17 protein-coding genes are annotated in these 17704 nt (G+C 72.9%); 6 read left to right on the forward strand and 11 right to left on the reverse strand.

Annotation, left to right across the window (positions count from 1 at the left end):
- Nucleotides 1–104: 104 nt before the first annotated feature.
- Nucleotides 105–1508, reverse strand: a complete 1404-nt coding sequence (locus ACW9J6_RS28110) for a diguanylate cyclase domain-containing protein (protein WP_457119646.1) — start codon at nt 1506–1508, stop codon at nt 105–107.
- Between the two features lie 512 nt (nt 1509–2020).
- Between ACW9J6_RS28110 and ACW9J6_RS28115 the strand changes: the two genes are divergently transcribed.
- The gene (locus ACW9J6_RS28115) at nt 2021–2581 is read left to right on the forward strand and encodes a sigma-70 family RNA polymerase sigma factor (protein ID WP_457119647.1); all 561 of its coding nucleotides are present in this window, start codon (nt 2021–2023) and stop codon (nt 2579–2581) included.
- Nucleotides 2582–2587: 6 nt separating this feature from the next.
- Here ACW9J6_RS28115 and ACW9J6_RS28120 read toward each other — a convergent pair whose 3' ends face one another.
- The 9 genes from ACW9J6_RS28120 to ACW9J6_RS28160 form a co-directional block, all read right to left on the reverse strand.
- Nucleotides 2588–3214 (reverse strand): 2,3-bisphosphoglycerate-dependent phosphoglycerate mutase, encoded by a 627-nt coding sequence (locus ACW9J6_RS28120; protein ID WP_457119648.1) that lies wholly within the window; start codon nt 3212–3214, stop codon nt 2588–2590.
- A gap of 55 nt (nt 3215–3269) precedes the next feature.
- Entirely contained in the window at nt 3270–4067 is a 798-nt protein-coding gene (gene dapB, locus ACW9J6_RS28125) for a 4-hydroxy-tetrahydrodipicolinate reductase (protein WP_457119649.1), read from the reverse strand.
- 71 nt (nt 4068–4138) lie between these two features.
- Nucleotides 4139–4876, reverse strand: coding sequence for a MarC family protein (locus ACW9J6_RS28130; RefSeq protein ID WP_457119650.1), 738 nt, complete (start codon nt 4874–4876; stop codon nt 4139–4141).
- Between the two features lie 7 nt (nt 4877–4883).
- Complete coding sequence (locus ACW9J6_RS28135; protein ID WP_457119651.1) at nt 4884–5636, reverse strand: class I SAM-dependent methyltransferase; 753 nt, start codon at nt 5634–5636, stop codon at nt 4884–4886.
- 198 nt (nt 5637–5834) lie between these two features.
- Nucleotides 5835–6614, reverse strand: coding sequence for an ABC transporter permease (locus ACW9J6_RS28140; protein WP_457119652.1), 780 nt, complete (start codon nt 6612–6614; stop codon nt 5835–5837).
- Nucleotides 6615–6616: 2 nt separating this feature from the next.
- Nucleotides 6617–7792 carry an ABC transporter permease gene (locus ACW9J6_RS28145; RefSeq protein ID WP_457119653.1) on the reverse strand — a complete coding sequence of 392 codons (1176 nt, stop codon included), beginning with the start codon at nt 7790–7792 and terminating at the stop codon, nt 6617–6619.
- Nucleotides 7789–8856, reverse strand: a complete 1068-nt coding sequence (locus ACW9J6_RS28150; RefSeq protein WP_457119654.1) for an ABC transporter ATP-binding protein — start codon at nt 8854–8856, stop codon at nt 7789–7791. The genes ACW9J6_RS28145 and ACW9J6_RS28150 overlap by 4 nt, the downstream gene beginning before the upstream one ends.
- Nucleotides 8857–9004: 148 nt before the next feature.
- The gene (locus ACW9J6_RS28155; protein ID WP_457119695.1) at nt 9005–9997 is read right to left on the reverse strand and encodes an ABC transporter substrate-binding protein; all 993 of its coding nucleotides are present in this window, start codon (nt 9995–9997) and stop codon (nt 9005–9007) included.
- A 219-nt stretch (nt 9998–10216) separates the two neighbouring features.
- Nucleotides 10217–10765 carry a cupin domain-containing protein gene (locus ACW9J6_RS28160; RefSeq protein ID WP_457119655.1) on the reverse strand — a complete coding sequence of 183 codons (549 nt, stop codon included), beginning with the start codon at nt 10763–10765 and terminating at the stop codon, nt 10217–10219.
- A 175-nt stretch (nt 10766–10940) separates the two neighbouring features.
- On the opposite strand from ACW9J6_RS28160, the gene hisD reads away from it, so the two are divergent.
- The 5 genes from hisD to ACW9J6_RS28185 all read left to right on the forward strand — a co-directional run bounded on the left by hisD (nt 10941) and on the right by ACW9J6_RS28185 (nt 16434).
- Entirely contained in the window at nt 10941–12236 is a 1296-nt protein-coding gene (gene hisD, locus ACW9J6_RS28165) for a histidinol dehydrogenase (protein ID WP_457119656.1), read from the forward strand.
- An 868-nt stretch (nt 12237–13104) separates the two neighbouring features.
- Nucleotides 13105–13872 carry a hydroxyacylglutathione hydrolase gene (gloB, locus tag ACW9J6_RS28170; RefSeq protein WP_457119657.1) on the forward strand — a complete coding sequence of 256 codons (768 nt, stop codon included), beginning with the start codon at nt 13105–13107 and terminating at the stop codon, nt 13870–13872.
- The gene (locus ACW9J6_RS28175) at nt 13872–14309 is read left to right on the forward strand and encodes a thiol-disulfide oxidoreductase DCC family protein (protein WP_457119658.1); all 438 of its coding nucleotides are present in this window, start codon (nt 13872–13874) and stop codon (nt 14307–14309) included. Before gloB ends, ACW9J6_RS28175 begins: the two co-directional genes overlap by 1 nt.
- Nucleotides 14306–15994 carry a DUF4166 domain-containing protein gene (locus ACW9J6_RS28180; RefSeq protein ID WP_457119659.1) on the forward strand — a complete coding sequence of 563 codons (1689 nt, stop codon included), beginning with the start codon at nt 14306–14308 and terminating at the stop codon, nt 15992–15994. Before ACW9J6_RS28175 ends, ACW9J6_RS28180 begins: the two co-directional genes overlap by 4 nt.
- Nucleotides 15991–16434, forward strand: coding sequence for a cupin domain-containing protein (locus ACW9J6_RS28185; RefSeq protein WP_457119660.1), 444 nt, complete (start codon nt 15991–15993; stop codon nt 16432–16434). The genes ACW9J6_RS28180 and ACW9J6_RS28185 overlap by 4 nt, the downstream gene beginning before the upstream one ends.
- A gap of 363 nt (nt 16435–16797) precedes the next feature.
- Here ACW9J6_RS28185 and yddG read toward each other — a convergent pair whose 3' ends face one another.
- Nucleotides 16798–17679 (reverse strand): aromatic amino acid exporter YddG, encoded by an 882-nt coding sequence (gene yddG / locus ACW9J6_RS28190; RefSeq protein WP_457119661.1) that lies wholly within the window; start codon nt 17677–17679, stop codon nt 16798–16800.
- Between the last annotated feature and the right edge of the window lie 25 nt (nt 17680–17704).

Raw genomic sequence — 17704 nt, forward strand, 5'->3', positions numbered from 1 at the left:
GCTGACGCTGCATGCGCCCGGAAAAGGGGGAGGTGATGGGCAGGGTCACGCCATCGGACTGCCCCGCGAGCCGGTTCAACCCGGGCGATCGACCGGATCGCGCCTCAGGACTCGGGCCGCTCCCCGGCGGACGGCACGAAGCGCAGCCGGCCGCGGCCGGCGGCCTTGGCGGCGTAGAGGGCCTGGTCCGCGAGGCGGTAGAGGGCCCCGGCATCGTCACCGTCGCGTGGCGCGAGGGCGATCCCGATGCTCGCGCCGACCGACGCGGGCCCGTGCTCCCCGAGGTCGAAGGGCGCCTGCAGCGTCGCGATCAGGCGCTGGGCCAGCGCCCGCGCGTTCTCCACTTGCGCCGTCCGGGTCTGGAGGACCACGAACTCGTCGCCGCCGATCCGGGCGGCGGTGTCCTCGGTGCGCACCGTGCGGCGGATCCGCTCGGCCACGGCGCAGAGGAGCGCGTCCCCGGCCGCGTGGCCGAGGCGGTCGTTGACCTCCTTGAACCGGTCGAGGTCGAGGCAGAGTAAGGCGAAGGCGCCGCCGTAGCGCTGAACCAGCGCCAGTTCCTGCAGGAGACGGTCGCGGAAATGCAGCCGGTTCGGGAGGCCGGTGAGCGGGTCGTGGAGCGCGAGATGCGCGATCCGGCTCTCCGCCTCCTTGCGCTCGGAGATGTCCCGCAGGGCGGCGACGGTGCCGGTCGGGGCGCCCGCCGTGTCCCGCGTCACCCCGAAGGTGGCCTCGACCCAGACGTAGCGCCCGTCCTTGCGCCGGAGGCGCTGCTGCCTCACCCCGCGCTCCAGCTCGCCGCGCATCATCCGCCCCATGAGCAGCCGGTACGCCTCCGCGTCCTCCGGATGGACGTCCTCGACCGCCCGCGTGCCGACGAGTTCCTCCGGCGCGTAGCCGAGCAGGGCGCGCGCGGCCGGCGACACGTAGCGGCGCGTGGCATCCGCGTCGGCGAGCACGATCATGTCCGTCGCGCACTCGGCCAGGAGCCGGAACTGCGCCTCGCTCGTGCGCAGGGTCTGCTCGGCGTGGTGCAACCGCAGATGCGCCGTCACCATCGCGGCGAGGTCCGCGAGGCGGGCGCGATCCTGCGCCGTGAAGGCCCGCGGCTGCGCGTCGATCACGCACAGGGTGCCCAGGCGCAGGCCCGGCCGCAGGACGAGCGGCGCCCCCGCGTAGAAGCGCATCGGCGGCGTCCCGGTCACCAGGGGGCTGTCCGCGAAGCGCGCATCCGCCGCCGCATCCTCCACGACGAAGAGCTCGTCCGACTGGATCGTGTGGGCGCAGAACGACAGGGCGCGGGGCGTCTCCTCCGCCGGCAGGCCGCAGCGAGCCTTGAACCACAGCCGGTCGGCCTCGACCAGCGAGACCAGGGCGACGGGCACGCCGAACAAGGCCGCCGCCGTGCGGCACACGGCGTCGAAATGCGGTTCCGGTGCGCTCCCGACGATCTTCAGGTCGCGCAGGAGGGCGAGGCGCTCGGTCTCGGTGGCAACCTTAGATTTCATTTACTCTATCCACAACCCAGACGAGATTTGCCGACGCTATCTGACCGGCTGGATAGGGTGTGTATCGCAAAAATACCTTTAAGTTCGCAAGGAATCCCGCGTTCGACTCAGGTTTCACGCTTGCTGGAGCGCAGGACTTACGTGTGGTGCCGGCCTAACAACAATGCATTAATGAGACGGGATGCACTCCCGATAGGTCAATCCTAAGCCTGTTGAGAGATGCCAGCGGGCATCGGCGCCGTTCGGACTTACCCACACTGGTCCGTCCGCACCAAGCCGGCGAAACGAAAGCCTTACACGCAATCGGCGCGGCCAAGACTCATGCAAGCGTGCGATATCCTGCACGTGGCGAAGACTTACATCGCGTGGATGTGATCGTGCGTGAGACGATACTGGTAGGGACTGATCAATGTCCTATGCACCACCGACACCATGTGGCGGCAACGGCCTAGGGTGCACCGCTCCCGCAGGGCCGATCCGTCCTTCTTCCCGGAGATGAACCGGTCACCGCCATGGGCACCACCTGCGCGTTCCCGTCCTCCCTTCCGGCGCCCGCCTGTCCCCCGGCCGCGATTCGCGCGGCGGAGGACGAGGCGTTCCGCCGGGCCCTCCTCGCGGCGATCCCGCGCCTGCGCCGCCACGCCGCCTACGTGGTGCGCGATCCCGGGCGCGCCGAGGATCTCGTCCAGGACACGCTCCTGCGCGCCTGGGAGCACCGCGATCGCTTCACGCTGGGGACGCAGCTGATGGCGTGGCTGCGCGTCATCCTGCGCAACACCGCCGCCAATGCCCGCCGCCGCCATCGGCTGGAGGTGGAGGACCCGGACGCGCGGCTCGCCGCCCGCGCCGCGGTCCCGGCCGGGCAGGACTGGCGGCTCGACCTCGACGACGTCGCCCGGGCGCTCGGGCGGATGCCGGCCGAGCAGCGCGAGGCGCTGCTCCTGATCGGGATCGAGGACCTCTCCTACGACCAGGCGGCCCGGATCCTCGGCTGCGAGCCCGGCACGGTGAAGAGCCGCGTCAGCCGCGGCCGCGCCCGCCTCTCGGACATGGTGGGGCGCGACGCGGCCTGACCCGTCTCACGCATCCGCGGCGAGCACCTCCTTGCTCTCGACGGTGGTGTCGGCCTTGAGCCGGTAGACGAGCGGCACGCCGGTATGCAGCTCCACGCCCGGGATGGTCTCGGTGGTGAGCCCGTCCAGCACCATCACCAGCGCCCGCAGGGAATTGCCGTGCGCGGCGACGAGGACGCGCTCGCCGCGCATCACCCGCGGCAGGATCTCGCGCATCGTGTAGGGCAGCACCCGCGCCACCGTGTCCTTCAGGCTCTCCCCGCCGGGCGGGGGGACGTCGTAGGAGCGGCGCCAGACATGGACCTGCTCCTTGCCCCAGCGCGCCCGGGCGTCGTCCTTGTTGAGGCCCGCGAGGTCGCCGTAATCGCGCTCGTTGAGGGCCGCGTCCGCGATGGTCGGGAGGTCGGACTGGCCGAGTTCCTCCAGGATCAGGGCGGCGGTGCGCTGGGCCCGGGTCAGGGCCGAGGTGAAGCAGACGTCGAACCGGATGCCCCTGGCCTTGAGCCGCCGTCCCGCCGCCCGCGCCTCGGCGACGCCGACCTCGGTGAGGTCCGGGTCGCGCCAGCCGGTGAAGAGGTTCTTCAGGTTCCACTCGCTCTGGCCGTGCCGCGCGAGGACGAGGAGGCGCTCCATGATCTTCCGTATCGCTCCGTGAGAGGCCTAGGCCGTCAGACGTCCATAACAGCCTCTAGATGCCGAGGACGTCGTTCATGTCGTAGAGGCCGGGCTTCTGCGGCATCGCCCAGAGGGCGGCCCTGACCGCGCCGCGGGCGAAGAGGCCGCGATCCTCGGCCCGGTGCGTGAGTTCGATCCGCTCGCCGGCCCCGGCGAAGATCACGCTGTGCTCGCCGACCACGCTGCCTCCGCGCAGGGTGGCAAAGCCGATCGTGCCGGGCACGCGGGCGCCGGTATGCCCGTCGCGCACGGCCACCTTCCGGTCGGCGAGGGCCACCGCCCGGCCCGCCGCCGCCGCCTCGCCGAGGAGGAGCGCGGTGCCGGAGGGCGCGTCGACCTTGTGGCGGTGATGCATCTCCAGGATCTCGATGTCGAACTCCTCGCCGAGCGTCGCCGCCACCTTGCGCACCAGCCCGGCCAGCAGGTTGACGCCGAGCGACATGTTGCCCGAGCGCACGATGCGCGCGTGGTGCGAGGCCGCCTCCAGCGCCGCGAGATCCTCCGCCGAGAGGCCGGTGGTGCCGACCACGTGGACGAGGCGCGCCTGCGCGGCGAGTTCGGCGTAGAAGGCCGTCGCGGCGGGCGCCGTGAAGTCGAGCACCCCGTCGGCCTCCGCGAAGGCCCGGAGCGGGTCGTCCGTGACCGCCACGCCGAGCGGGGAGAGGCCCGCCAGCGTGCCGGCATCGGCGCCGAGCGCCTCCGCGCCCTCGCGCTCGATCGCCCCCGCGAGCGTGCAGCCCTCGGTGCCGGCGACGGCCTGGATCAGCATCCGGCCCATCCGCCCGGACGCGCCCACCACCACGAGCCGCATCGCCTGCGCTCCCCCGAAGGTCCAACCCGACGGCGAGGCTCTACAGGCCGCCGCGCCCCCTGCCAACCCGCTCAGCGGCCGCGGGCGGCCAGCAGCGGGCCGAGGACGTCGGTGACGCCGGTGAGCGTGATCTGGGTGCCGACGCACAGGAGCAGGAAGGCGGAGAGCCGCCCGAGCACCCGCGCCCGGGCATGGCCGATCCGCGCCACGACCCGGTCGGCGGAGGCGTAGGCGACGCGCACCGAGAGCGCGATCGCCAGGGCGGCGAGGCTCGCCCCGACCAGGAACCCGTAGCGGTCCGCGCCGCCCTCGGGCCGGCTCGCGCCGAGCGCGATGGCGACCGAGATCGTGCCCGGGCCGGTGGTGAAGGGCAGCGTCAGGGGGAAGAAGGCGATCTCCTCCAGCCCCGCCCGCGGCAGGTCCCCGGGATCCCGGTCCGGGTCGCGGCCGGCGCCGTCGCGGGGCTTGGCCGGCTCCGCCTGGGCGGTCTTGCGGGCCTCGCGCTCCTCGGGCACCGAGAGGAGCCGCCAGGCCTGGGCCGCCACCACGAGCCCGCCCGCGATGCGCAGGGCCGCCAGCGTAATGCCGAAGAAGCTCAGGAGCGCCGCCCCGGCCCAGAGCGAGATCAGCATCACGGCCGCCGCGTAGCCGCCGATCCGCCGCGCCAGGAGGGCGCGCTCCGCGTGGCTGCGGCCGCCCGTCACCTCGGCGAAGATCAGCGCCGCCCCGAGCGGGTTCACGATCGAGAACAGGGACGGCAGCGCGAGCAGGAAGCTCTGGAGGGCCGCGTCGAGGCCGGGCCGCAGCATCGGACCGTCATACCCCGCCCGGCACCGGGGCGGGCGCCGGGGCCGGGACCGGCACCAGGACGGGCGCCCGCAGCCGCGCCGCCCGGCGGGCATGGACGGTGACCGGCCGGTGCAGCTGCTTGATGGCGTCCACCACGTGCAGCCCCGCGAAGGGCAGCGACAGGCCGGTGCCGACGCGCTCCCAGGCGCTCGCGGTGCGCAGCGTGATCCAGCCCTCGACCGGGGGCACGTAGAGCGTCTCCGCCCAGCCCTCGGCCGAGAACAGGGCCTCGCGCATCAGGCGGTTGAGCTGCGAGCGGCTGTAGGGCTGGCCGTGGCCGAAGGGCGTGGCGTCCCGCCGCGCCCACAGGCCGCGGCGGTTGGGCACCACGAGGACGAGGCGGCCGCCCGGGGTGAGCACCCGCCAGACCTCCTGGAGGAGTTCGCCGGGGCTCTCCACCGCCTCGATCGCGTGGACCAGGATCACCCGGTCCACCGCCGCCTCGGGCAGCGGCATCATGGTCGGATCGACGAGGGCGGAGGCCGAGCGCCCGCTGCTCGGCCAGTTCACCACGCCCTGCGTCGCGGGCATCAGGGCGAGGGTGCGCTCGGCGGCGTGCCGCACCGGCCCGAGATACGGCACCGCGTAGCCGAGCCCGAGCACCCGCAGGCCCGACACCGAGCCGAGGAAGCGGTGCACCGTGCGGCCGACGAGGCGCTGCGTCACGGCGCCGAGAGGCCCGCTGTAGAAGGCGCGGAGATCGGTGACGTCGACGCTCATGGAACGCGGGACACTCGGGCTCGCGCGGCGAAGGGACCGGTCCCGGCCGCGCATCTTCGGGTCATCAATGGGCGCTGTCGGCCCCGGCGGCAAGGCGTGGCCCTGGCCGGCGCCCCGCGCCTCCCCGCAATTCCCGCGCGCCGTCCCCCGCCGCGCCACCCCCCGCGCGAGCGCCGCGGGGCCGGCGGCGCGTCCGCCTCACCCCCGCGCGGCCAGGCGCCGCTGCACCGCCAGCGCGACCGCGGCGGTGAGCACCGTGCCGGCGACGAACAGGAACGCGGCGGCCGCGATGGCGGGGCTGATGTTCTCGCGGATCGTCGAGAACATCTGGCGGGCGAGGGTCCGCTGGTTGGGGCCGGCGACGAACAGCGTGAGGACCACCTCGTCGAGCGAGGTCGCGAAGGCGAAGACGGCGCCCGACAGGATGCCGGGCAGCGTCAGCGGCAGCGTGACCGTGCGCAGGACGGTCGCGGGCGCGGCGCCGAGGCTCGCCGCCGCGCGCTCGACGCGCCGGTCGACCCCCGCCAGCGCGGCCGAGACGTTGACGACCACGAAGGGCACCGCGACGACCGTGTGCGCGACGATCACCCCGAGAGAGGTGTTGGCGAGGCCCAGGCGCACGAACAGCACCTGCATGCCCACGCCCAGGACCACCGCCGGGATGACCATCGGCAGGAGGCAGAAGATCCGCACGACGCCCGTGAGCGGCAGCAGCCGGTCGCGCATCCCGAGCGCGGCGAGCGTTCCGAGCCCGGTCGCGAGCACCGTCGTCCCGCCGCCGATGAGCAGGCTGTTGACGATCGACCGGCGCCAGATCTCCGCCGTGAACAGTTCCGTCATCCAGCGCAGGGACAGCGCCGGGATCGGGTACTCGAGGAACAGGCTCGACGTGAAGCCGAGCGGCAGGATCGCCACCAGCGGGGCCAGCAGGAAGGCGACCGCGAGACCGCCGAACAGGACGCGCGCGGGCCGCAGCATCGTCAGGCCCTCTCCGGCGTGTCGGCCGACAGGTGGTGATACACCGCGTAGAGAACGATCGTGATGGAGAGGAGCACGAGGCCCAGCGCGCTCGCCATCCCCCAGTTCGCAGTCTGCAGGGCGTAGAAGGCGATGACGGACGAGATCATCTGATCCTGCGGCCCCCCGATCAGGGCCGGCGTGATGTAGTAGCCGATCGCCGCCATGAAGACGAGGAGCGCACCCGCCACGATGCCCCGCGCGCAGAGCGGCAGCAGCACCTCGACGAAGGCGCGGACCGGGTGGGCCCCCATCGATCCCGCGGCCTGCATCAGGTTGCGCGGGATGCCGAGGAGGACGCTGTAGATCGGCAGGACCATGAAGGGCAGGAGGACGTGGGTCATCGCGATCAGGACCCCGGTCCGGTTGAAGATCAGCGGGAGCGCCCCGACGCCGACGGCGCGCAGGAGCCCGTTCACCGGGCCGTTGTCCTGAAGCAGGATGAACCAGGCAGCGGTGCGCACGAGGAGCGAGGTCCAGAGCGGCAGCAGGACGGCGGCCAGCAGGACCTGACGGCGCCAGCCCGCGGTGCTCGCCATCAGCAGGGCGTAGGGGAGCCCGATCAGCAGGCAGGCCCCGGTCACGAGGCCGGCGATCGCGAAGGTGCGCAGCAGGATCTGCCGGTTCGCCGAACTGCCCTCCGGCATCGACCGGATGGTGCCGGCCTCGTCGCGCTGCAGGTCGATGGCGGCCAGGAGGTTGGCGTCGGCCCTCGCGCTGCCGGCCGCCGCCGCGATGGGCCGCCAGAAGGCGGGGTCGGTCCAGCGGGCGTCGATCGCGGCGAGGTCGGCGGACCCGTCGGTCTCCCGCAGGGCGGAGACCGTCCGGGCGATCAGCGTGCGGTAGCCGCTCTTGGCGCTGTTCAGGGCCTGGACGACGCCCGACAGCCCCTGATCGTCGCGCGCCGCGCGCAGGTCCGCGACGAGCGCCGCGCGCATCGCGGCGGTGGGCGGCGCGGTCCTGTCCCAGGCCGCGACCGCCTCGGCCGTCCGCGGCAGGCCCCGCGCCACCACGGATTGCGGGATCGCCTCGGCGCCCATCGTGAGCAGCGGCCAGGCGAAGAAGAGCGCCAGGAAGAGCAGCAGCGGAAGCACAAGCGCCAGGGCGGCGAGCCGCTGCCGGAAGCCGCGTCCCGTCATTGCGGCAGCACCCAGCCCTCGCCGGGCGCGACGCTGGCGAAGGCCCGGGTGCCGGGGGTCCACTCCACCGCGCCGCGCGGCACCCGCGCGATCAGGTCCCCGGTCGGCGCCGCGATCCGGACCCGGATGTGGTCGCCGTGGTACACGCTGTCGGCGATCTCGGCCGGCAGGGCGTGCGGCGCGTCGGGGGAGGGGCTGAGCCGCAGCCGCTCGGGCCGCACCGAGACGGTGACCGGCTGGCCCGGGGCCAGCGCCCGGACCGTCGCGGCCTCGATCGTGCCCTCTCCGGCGACGCGGATCGTCGCGGTGCCCACGCCGGCCCTGTCCACCACCCCCTCGACGAGGTTCGTCTCCCCGATGAATTCGGCGACGAAGCGCGTCCGCGGATGGTCGTAGATCTCCCGCGGCCCGGCGATCTGCTCGATCCGGCCCTTGTTGAACACGGCGATGCGGTCCGACATCGTCAGCGCCTCGCTCTGGTCGTGCGTGACGAAGACGATGGTCAGGCCCAGCCGCCGGTGGATGTCGCGGATGTCGAGCTGCATCTGCTCGCGCAGCTGCTTGTCGAGAGCGCCGAGCGGCTCGTCCATCAGGACCACGGAGGGCTCGAAGACGAGGGCGCGGGCGAGCGCCACGCGCTGCTGCTGGCCGCCCGACAACTGGGCGGGCCGCCGGGCCGCGAAGGCGCCGAGCTGCACCATGTCGAGGGCGCGCGCCACGCGCTCGGCGATCGCCGCCCGCGCCATCCCGCGCATGCGCAGCGGGAAGGCGACGTTCTCGGCGACCGTGCGATGCGGGAAGAGCGCGTAGCTCTGGAAGACGACGCCCATGTTGCGCCTGTGGGGCGGAAGGCGGTCGATCCGCTTCCCGTCGAGGGACACCGTCCCGCGCGTGGGGCTCTCGAAGCCCGCGAGCATCATCAGGATCGTCGTCTTGCCGGAGCCGGAGGGCCCGAGCAGGCTGACGAACTCGCCCCGGTCGATCGCGAGGTCGAGGTCGTCCACCACCGTGACGGCGCCGAACGCCTTCGACACCCGGTCGAGGCGAATGAAGGGTTCGCTCATCCAGCCCGCCCCGTGAGGTCCGACATCCTGCCGGGATTTCCGACGCGACGCGTCATCGTCAGCGCATCCCCTCTCTCCCCGCCCGTGGAGAGAGGGGTCGCCCCTGCCGATCCGCGCCGGACTGGTCTCCGCTTCGTCGGGACGGGCCCTACTGCGCAAGCCAGGCGTTGAACCGCTTCGTCAACTCCTCGGTGTTGTCGACCCAGAAATCGACGTTGATCGGGATCGCCCCGGCGGTGTTCGCCGGATCCGTCGGCAGTTCCTTGGCGTAGGCGGCCGGCACGAGCGCGCCCGCGGCCTTGTTGGGCAGGCCGTAGGCGATGTATTCGGGCAGCTTCGCCTGGTTCTCGGGCTTGCTCGCGAAGGCGATGAAATCCGCGCCGGCCTGCTTGTTCTCGGCGCCCTTGAGGATCACCCAGCTGTCGACGGCGTAGATGCTGCCCGGCCAGACCACCTTGAAGTTCTTCTTCTCTGAGCGGTTGAGGCCGCTGATCCGGCCGTTATAGGCGGCCGTCATCACGACCTCGCCCGACGAGAGCAGCGAGAGCGGCTGCGCGCCCGACTCCCACCAGACGATGTTGGGCTTGAGGTCGTCGAGCTTCTTGAAGGCGCGGTCGACGCCCTTGGGCGTGCCGAGAACCGCGTAGACCTCCTCCGGCTTCACGCCGTCCGCCATCAGCGCGAATTCGAGGGCGTATTTCGGGCCGCGGCGCAGGCCGCGCTTGCCGGGGAACGTCTTGGTGTCCCAGAAATCCGCCCAGGAGGCGGGCGCCGTCTTCAGCCGGTCGGCGTCGTAGCTGAGGGCGGTGCTCCAGACGATGGCGCCGACGCCGCATTCGTTCACCGCCGAGGGGATGAAGGCGTCCTTGCCGCCGAGCTTGCTCCAGTCGAGCTTCTCGTAGAGCCCGTCGGCGCAGCCGAGCGCCAGCTCCTCCGCCTCCACCTGGACCACGTCCCAGTTGGGGCTGCCGGCCTTGATCTTGGCCTGGAGGACCCCGATGCCGCCATCCCAGCTCTCGTCCAGGACCGGCTTGCCGCTGCCCTGGGCGAAGGGCGCGAAGTAGATCTTGCGCTGGGCGTCCTGGTAGGTGCCGCCCCATGAGACGACCGTGAGGTCGCGGGCGAGGGCCGGGCCCGCCATCGCCACAGCGAGGCCGGCGAGCGCCGTGCCGCGGGAGACGGACTTCCAGAATTCACGCATCGTTTCTTCCCCTGATCGTGCCCGCCCTGATCGTGCCCGAGCGGCGCGATGACAGCATATTTCTCCGGCCGGCGAAGCGGGCGGTCGCGTTGTGGCGATTATTCTGACCAGCCGTTTCGGGCCGGACCGGCGGCATTCCTCGCTCGGGCGGAGGCCGTCTCAGTAGGTCGGCGGCGTCACGGCGCTCAGGATCTCGCTCGTCTCGTCGGCGACGTTCCGGAAGCGGTGCGGAGAGCGGCTGTCGAAATAATAGGCGTCCCCGGGCCGGAGCACCTGCCGGTGCGTGTCCACGGTGAGTTCGACGGCGCCCTTCATGACCATCCCGGTCTCCTGCGCCGCATGGGCGAAGGCCGCTCCGGTATCCGCGCCGACCGCGTAGGTCTCGTGCAGCATCAGGATCTGCCGGTTGGGATGGTTCATGCCGATCATCCGGTAGGAGATCGCGTCCGCCCGGCCGATCTCGACCAGATCCCTGGCGCGGTAGAAGGGCGTGGAGGGCGCGTCGGCCTGCAGGTCCGAGAAGAAGGCGGTCAGCGTGCTGCCGAGCGCGTCGAGGATCGCGCTCAGCGTGTCCACCGACGGGCTCATGCGATCGCGCTCGATCAGGGAGATGGCCGAGTGCGAGATGCCGGACCGGGCGGCGAGCTCCCGCCCGCTGAGGTCGCGCCTCCGCCGCAGCTCCCGGAGCTTCTCCCCGACCTTCGCCATCCTGTCGCCCCACCCGCCCCCTCCGCTGATCGCGCGCCGGGCGGCCGGACCGTCAGCGTTCGCCCGATGAGACTGGCAAGAATAATGAACGCTGTCCAGCCGCGCGGTTGTTCGGCGGGGCGCCAGGGAGAATGCTGTCGGCCATCGCAGTCGAGACGTCGGGAGAGTGCGCCTCATGGCATCCGCGAGAGACTTCGCCGGCAGGGTCCGCCACATCAAGGCACCGAGGCGCGACGCCGTCGCGGACACCGCCTCCATCGAGGCCACCGTCAAGGCCATCCTGGCGGATGTCCGGGACCGCGGCGACGCGGCGGTGCGGGACTCGTCCCGGCGGTACGACCAATCGGACCTCGACCGTTTCGAGGTCACGGCGGCCGAGCGCGCGAGCGCGGTCGACGGGTTGGACCGGCAGACCCGCGCCGACACCGAATTCGCCATCGCCCGGGTGCGCGCCTTCGCGCAGGCGCAGCTCGACACGATCCGGCCCCTGGAGATCGAGGCGCTGCCGGGGCTGCGGCTCGGCCACCGCGTCATCCCGATCCGGACGATCGGCGCCTACGTGCCCGGCGGCCGCTACCCGATCCTGTCGGCGCCCGTGATGACGATCGTTCCGGCGAAGGTGGCCGGGTGCGACGAGGTCGTCGCCTGCCTGCCGCCGACCGCCCACCCCGCCATGATCGCCGGCTGCCACCTGTCGGGCGCCGACCGCATCTTCCGGATCGGCGGCGCCCAGGCCATCGCGGCGATGGCCTTCGGCACGGAGTCGGTCCCGGCGGTCGACAAGATCGTCGGCCCCGGCAATGCCTTCGTCAACGAGGCGAAGCGGCAGGTGTTCGGCCCGGTGGGGATCGACCAGCTCGCCGGGCCGAGCGAGATCTTCGTGGTCGCCGATGCGACCGGTGATCCCGAGATGATCGCCGTCGACCTCCTCGCCCAGGCCGAGCACGACGTGCGGACCCGCGTCGGGCTGATCACCACCGACGCCCGGCTGGCCGAGGAGACCATGCGGCACGTGGAGGCGCAGCTGCGGACCCTGCCCACGGCGGACGTGGCCGGCGTCGCCTGGCGCGACTACGGCGAGGTCGTGGTCTGCGCCGACGAGGCGGCGATGATTGCCTACTCGGATTTCATCGCCGCCGAGCACCTTCAGGTGCATACCGCCGAGCCGGAAGCCCTGTCGGCGAAGCTGCGCAATTACGGTTCGCTGTTCATCGGCCCCCTGTCGAGCGTCGTCTATTCCGACAAGTGCTGCGGGACCAACCACACGCTCCCGACGATGGCGGCCGGGCGCTACACCGGCGGCCTGTGGGTCGGCTCCTACGTCAAGGTCTGCACGTACCAGGTGCTCGACGAGCGCGGCGTCGCGGCGGTCGCGCCGCCGGCCGCGCGCCAGAGCGCCACGGAGGGGATGGAAGGCCACCGCCGCGCCGCGGCCTTCCGCCTCGGCCGGGAGCAGGCTCCGGCAGGCTGACGGGCCTGCCGTTTCCCGTAAGGAGCGAACCCATCCACTTCGCCGGGTGAAGCGCGGGGGCCTCCTCTCTCCACATGCGGCACGGGTGTCCGGGGAAACGCGGAGGCTTCTATTCGGGCGCTTTGGCTCCCGAAGAGTTCTACGTTAACAACACACGACGCCATTCCAGCTCGCGCGGGATCCCCTCTCCCGAGTGGGAGAGGGGTAGGGGTGAGGGACGGACGCTTCAGCAAGAAGGCAGGACCATGCCGCTGGCAGCTCGACGGTTCTGAATACTTGTTAAGACCGAGCCACCCTCACGCGGGATCTCCGATCCCCCGACCCCTCTCCCACTCGGGCTAGCGTGTTCACACCTCGCCTATCGACATGAAAAAGATCTTCTTGCGCAGTCGCTTGAACGGAACCGAGGGGACCCGCGGGATCCCCTCTCCCGTGCGGGAGAGGGGTAGGGGTGAGGGTCCCGGACCGTGCCGTCATCAAGCGTAGACGGTCGAGTTGGCAGCGAGACACTTCAGAATACTTGCTGAACCACCTGGACCCTCACCCCTGCCCCTCTCCCGCACGGGAGAGGGGTTCCCCGCGCCGCACCCGGCAACCTTCGTGTGTCAACATAAGCATCTGGCTTGTTTATATTTTTCGCGTTCTGCGCATCCGCTAGCCCACTCGGGAGAGGGGAGACGTGCCTGACATTGTCCCCGGACAGCCGTGCGCATGCGGGGAGAGGGTATGCTCACGCCCCGACATGGGAAGCCGCGAGCGTGACGGGACGGGAATCACCCGCGACCCCGTCGCGGATCCTCCCGGCCGGAATCCCCGCCACCGCGCGCCGCCCTATCTTCGGATCCGCGACGACGCGACGGAGACGCCCATGCCCGAGATCCGCACCTTCCTGTGCCGGAGCGACAATATCGGCGTGCTGATCCGCGATCCCGGCACCGGGGCCTGCGCGGCGATCGACGTGCCCGAGGCCGGGGCGGTGTTGCGGGCCCTCGACGAGACCGGCTGGACCCTCACCGACATCCTGGTCACCCATCGCCACCACGACCACGTCGAGGGCATCCCCGCGGTGAAGGCCCGCACCGGCGCCCGGGTCACCGCCCCCGCCAAGGCCGGCGATGCCGTGCCGGAGGTCGACGCCACCGTGCGCGAGGGCGACGTGGTCACGGTCGGCTCGCTCGTCGCCGCGGTCTGGGAGACGCCCGGCCACTGCGCCGACCACGTCACCTACTGGTTCGAGCGCGAGCGCATCGCCTTCGCGGGCGACACCCTGTTCACCCTCGGCTGCGGCCGGGTGCTGGAGGGGCCGCCCGAGGTCCTGTGGCGCTCGCTCAGCCGCTTCCTCGCCCTGCCGGACGAGACGCAGGTCTATTCGGGCCACGACTACGTGCTGTCGAACGCCCGCTTCGCGCTCGCCGCCGACCCGGAGAACCAGAACCTCCGGGCGCGGGCGGACCTGGCCGAGCGGGCGAAGCGCGACGGGCGCTTCTTGATCCCGACCACCCTCGGCGAGGAGAAGGCCACGAACCCCTTCCTGCGCGCCGCCGAGCCGGCCCTCGCCCGCGGCGTCCAGATGGCGCCGGGTTCGGATCCGGCCGCGGTCTTCACGGCCCTGCGGGCGTGGAAGAACCGCTTCTGATGCCCGACTGGCGCCCGCGCCCCGCCGCCGGCCTGCCCGCCGGGCTGATCCTCTACGACGGAGTCTGCGTGCTCTGCTCGGGCTGGGTCCGCTTCGTCGTCGCGCGCGATCCGGGCGGGCGCTGGCGCTTCGTGCCGGTGCAGTCGCGGTTCGGGCGCGACCTCGCGGCGCGGTTCGGGATCGATCCGGAGGCGCCCGAGACGAACGCGGTGCTGCGCGACGGCCGCGTCCACTTCAAGTCCGACACCGTGGCGGCGGTGCTCGGGGACCTGCCGGGCTGGGGCTGGGTCCGGGGGCTGGCGCGCCTGCCGCGGCCCCTGCGGGACTGGGCCTACGACCGCGTCGCCCGCAACCGCTACCGGCTGTTCGGCCGCCACGCGGCCTGCACGCTGCCGCCGCCGACCCTCGCGGCCCGGATCCTCACCGAGGCCCCGTGACGGCGCCCCGGCTCCTCGTGGTCGGCGGCGCGGGCGCCTTCGGGCGGCGCCTCGCCGCGGGACTCGCCGCCACCACCGCCGCCACGGTGGTGATCGCCGGCCGCGACCTCGCCCGGGCGCAGGCCGCCGCCGCGGCCATCGCCCGCGACCATCCGGGGAGCCGGGTCGAGGCGCTGCGGCTCGACGCCCGGGCGGTCACGGCCGAGACCCTGCGGGGCCTCGCGCTCGCGGGCGTGATCGACGCGGCCGGCCCGTTCCAGGACGACGGCACCTACGCGCTGGCGCGCGCGGCGATCGGCGCCGGGCTGCCCTATGCCGACCTCGCCGACGCCCGGAGCTTCGTCGCGGGGTTCTCACGGCTCGACGCGGAGGCGCGCGCCGCCGGCGTGGCGGCCCTCACCGGGGCGAGCAGCACGCCCGCCCTGTCGCACGCGGTGCTCGACGTTCTCACGGCGGGCTGGGCGCGCGTCGACGCGGTCGAGGTGCTGCTCAGCCCCGGCAACCGGGCACCGCGGGGGCGCGCCGTGATGGAGAGCATCCTGTCCTACGCGGGCCGGCCGGTGCGGGTCTGGCGGGAAGGCGGCTGGCAGGAGCGGCCCGGCTGGGGGCTCACCGCCCGCGTGGCGATCCCGGGGCTCGGCCGCCGCCTCGCCTCCCTGTGCGAGACGCCCGACCTCGACCTCCTGCCCGCCCGCTTTCCCGAGGCGCGCGAGGCCGTGTTCCGGGCCGGGCTCGAACTGCCGGTGCTGCATCTCGGGCTCACCCTCGCCAGCCTGCCGGTGCGGGCCGGGCTGCTGGCGTCGCTGCGCCCCTTCGCCGGGCTCTTTCTGTGGGCGGCCCGCCTCGCCCAGGGGCTCGGCAGCGACCGGGGGGCCATGCTGGTGCGGGTGGAGGGGCGCGACGGCGAGGGACGACCCGCCCGCGCCACCTGGACGCTGATCGCCGAGGGCGGGGACGGTCCGGTCGTGCCGACCCTGCCGGCCCTGGCGGTGGCGCGGCGCTGGCTCGACGGGCCGCCCCTCGCGCCCGGCGCCCGGGCGTGCCTCGGCGCGGTGGACCTCGCGGCGATCGAGGCGGAGATGGCCCGCTACCGCATCCGCACGACCCTCGGCCGCGAGGCGGCCCCGCCGCTCTTCGCCCGCGCGCTGGGCGCCGCCTTCGCGGCCCTGCCCGCAGCGGTCCGGGAGGTCCATGCCGGCGCCGCCGTGCTGGCGGGTCGCGCCCGCGTGACGCGCGGAGGCCACCCGCTGGCCCGCCTCGCCGCCGCGCTGGCCGGCTTCCCGCCGGCGGGCGAGGACGTCCCGGTCCGTGTGACCATCGCGCCCACCCGGGACGGCGAGATCTGGACACGTTTTTTTGCCGGCAAGACATTCCACAGCCGGCTCAGCGACGCCGATCCCGGCGCGGTGGAGGAGCGGTTCGGCCCGCTCACGTTCCGCCTTCGCCTCGCCGCCGACGGGGCGGGGCTGCGGCTGGTGGTGGAGGGCTGGCGGCTCGGCCCGCTGCCGCTGCCCCGCGCCCTGGCGCCGCGCTCCGAGGCCGGCGAATCCGTCGACCCGGAGGGCCGCTTCCGCTTCGACGTGCCGGTGCGCCTGCCGCTCGCGGGGCTGGTGGTGCATTATCGCGGCTGGCTCGTGCCCGAGGGCGACGCCGTCCGCGCTCCCGTGAAGGATCCCGTGCCGTGACCGATCCCAGCCTCACCGCCGCCGCGGTGATCCGCCTCCTCGACCTCAAGCCGCATCCCGAGGGCGGCCACTACCGGGAAACCTTCCGGGACCCGCGCGAGGTCGAGGGCCGGGCCGCCTCGACGGCGATCTACTACCTGCTCGATGTCGGCGAGACCTCGGAATGGCACCGGGTCGACGCGGCCGAGCTGTGGTTCTGGCACGCCGGGGCGCCGCTGGTGCTGACGACGAGCCCGAACGGCCACGACGCCCAGGCGCAGCATCTCGGCCCGGACCTCGCGCGCCGCCAGCGCCCGCAGCTCGTCGTCCCGGCCGGCCATTGGCAGACCGCGACGAGCCTCGGCGCCTGGACCCTGGTGAGCTGCACCGTGGCGCCGGGCTTCCGCTTCGAGGGGTTCGAGATGGCCCCGCCGGGCTGGCGGCCGCTGCCGCGGGGGTGACACGGCGCGGAGTCGGCCGTGTGAACTCTTCCCGTCTTGCGGACGATCGTGTGCACACAACTCCGAAACATTCCTGGTCATCAGGAGAATAGACGGAGCCAAAACACAGAATAAGATCCCAGAGCCGGCAATAAACCCACCTCCTCATGCTGAGGTGCGACCGCAGGGAGCCTCGAAGCACCCCGGAACAGTCCGTCCGAGGCACCATTCTCTTGGATTGGCGGTCCGGGGTGCTTCGAGGCAGCGGCGATCTTCGATCGCCGCAGCACCTCAGCATGAGGGGTGGTGTGTTTTCCAGTTCCGTCCAGCCGCCTCCCGGGTGTGTGCGGAGGATCATCTCAGCTAGGCCGGAATCCAGAGCCCCTACGCCACCCGCTCCCGCCGCGCGCCCGCCCGCGTGGCGACCAGCGCCCCCGCCACGATGAGCGCGCAGGCGAGCGCCAGGGAGAGCGTGGCCGGCGCGTAGCCGGCGGCGACCAGGATCAGCGTCGAGAGCACCGGCGCCGCGTAGGAGCCGACGCCGAGGAGGCGGATGTCGCCGCGCTTCACGCCGATGTCCCAGAGGTAGAAGGCGGCCCCGACCGGCCCGAGCCCGAGCGCCGCCACCGCCGCCCACTGGCTCGCCCCCGCCGGCCAGACCGTCGTCTCGAAGGCGAGGTGGCAGACGAGGCTGAGCAGCGCGGTGGCGAGGCAGAAGCCCGCCACCGCGTCGGTCGGCACCTCGCCGACCCGGCGCGACAGCACCGAGTAGCCCGACCACAGGAAGGCGCAGGCGAGCGCCGCGAGGTAGCCCGGCAGCGCGGCGGGATCGAAGTGGAGCGACCCGCGGCCGAGGAACAGCGTTACGACGCCCGCGAGGCCGAGGAGCGCGCCGACCACGTGCGCCGGGCGCAGGCCCCCCTCGCCCGGCAGGAGCGCCGAGAACAGCACGATCAGGAGCGGCCAGAGATAGCTGATCAGCCCGGCCTCCGCCGGCGGCGCGAGGCGCAGCGCCGCGAAGTAGAGGGCGTGATAGCCGAACAGGCCGCCGAGCCCGAGCGCCCAGACCGCCGGCCGCTGCCGCAGCGCCGCGATCCCGGCGGGCCGCAGCAGCCAGCTCGCGCAGCCGAGGAGGCCGCCGATCAGGAAGGTCATGGCGGCGAGCTGGAACGGCGGCACCGCGCCCGAGGCGGCGGTGAACAGGGCCAGCAGCGACCAGAGCAGGATCGCCCCGGAGCCGATCAGGGTGGCGGTGCGCGTCGTCATGCGGGACCGTTACCATGCGGCAGAA

It is taken from the genome of Methylobacterium sp. JK268 (genome assembly GCF_054052225.1).

Coding starts and splice junctions, on each gene's coding strand:
- ACW9J6_RS28140 (WP_457119652.1), bottom strand. CDS start 6,614: ATGCTGCGGCCCGCGCGCGTCCTGTTCGGCGGTCTCGCGGTCGCCTTC.
- gloB (WP_457119657.1), top strand. CDS start 13,105: ATGCCCGAGATCCGCACCTTCCTGTGCCGGAGCGACAATATCGGCGTG.
- ACW9J6_RS28135 (WP_457119651.1), bottom strand. CDS start 5,636: ATGAGCGTCGACGTCACCGATCTCCGCGCCTTCTACAGCGGGCCTCTC.
- ACW9J6_RS28120 (WP_457119648.1), bottom strand. CDS start 3,214: ATGGAGCGCCTCCTCGTCCTCGCGCGGCACGGCCAGAGCGAGTGGAAC.
- hisD (WP_457119656.1), top strand. CDS start 10,941: ATGGCATCCGCGAGAGACTTCGCCGGCAGGGTCCGCCACATCAAGGCA.
- yddG (WP_457119661.1), bottom strand. CDS start 17,679: ATGACGACGCGCACCGCCACCCTGATCGGCTCCGGGGCGATCCTGCTC.
- ACW9J6_RS28175 (WP_457119658.1), top strand. CDS start 13,872: ATGCCCGACTGGCGCCCGCGCCCCGCCGCCGGCCTGCCCGCCGGGCTG.
- ACW9J6_RS28115 (WP_457119647.1), top strand. CDS start 2,021: ATGGGCACCACCTGCGCGTTCCCGTCCTCCCTTCCGGCGCCCGCCTGT.
- ACW9J6_RS28145 (WP_457119653.1), bottom strand. CDS start 7,792: ATGACGGGACGCGGCTTCCGGCAGCGGCTCGCCGCCCTGGCGCTTGTG.
- dapB (WP_457119649.1), bottom strand. CDS start 4,067: ATGCGGCTCGTGGTGGTGGGCGCGTCCGGGCGGATGGGCCGGATGCTG.
- ACW9J6_RS28110 (WP_457119646.1), bottom strand. CDS start 1,508: ATGAAATCTAAGGTTGCCACCGAGACCGAGCGCCTCGCCCTCCTGCGC.
- ACW9J6_RS28150 (WP_457119654.1), bottom strand. CDS start 8,856: ATGAGCGAACCCTTCATTCGCCTCGACCGGGTGTCGAAGGCGTTCGGC.
- ACW9J6_RS28130 (WP_457119650.1), bottom strand. CDS start 4,876: ATGCTGCGGCCCGGCCTCGACGCGGCCCTCCAGAGCTTCCTGCTCGCG.
- ACW9J6_RS28160 (WP_457119655.1), bottom strand. CDS start 10,765: ATGGCGAAGGTCGGGGAGAAGCTCCGGGAGCTGCGGCGGAGGCGCGAC.
- ACW9J6_RS28155 (WP_457119695.1), bottom strand. CDS start 9,997: ATGGCGGGCCCGGCCCTCGCCCGCGACCTCACGGTCGTCTCATGGGGC.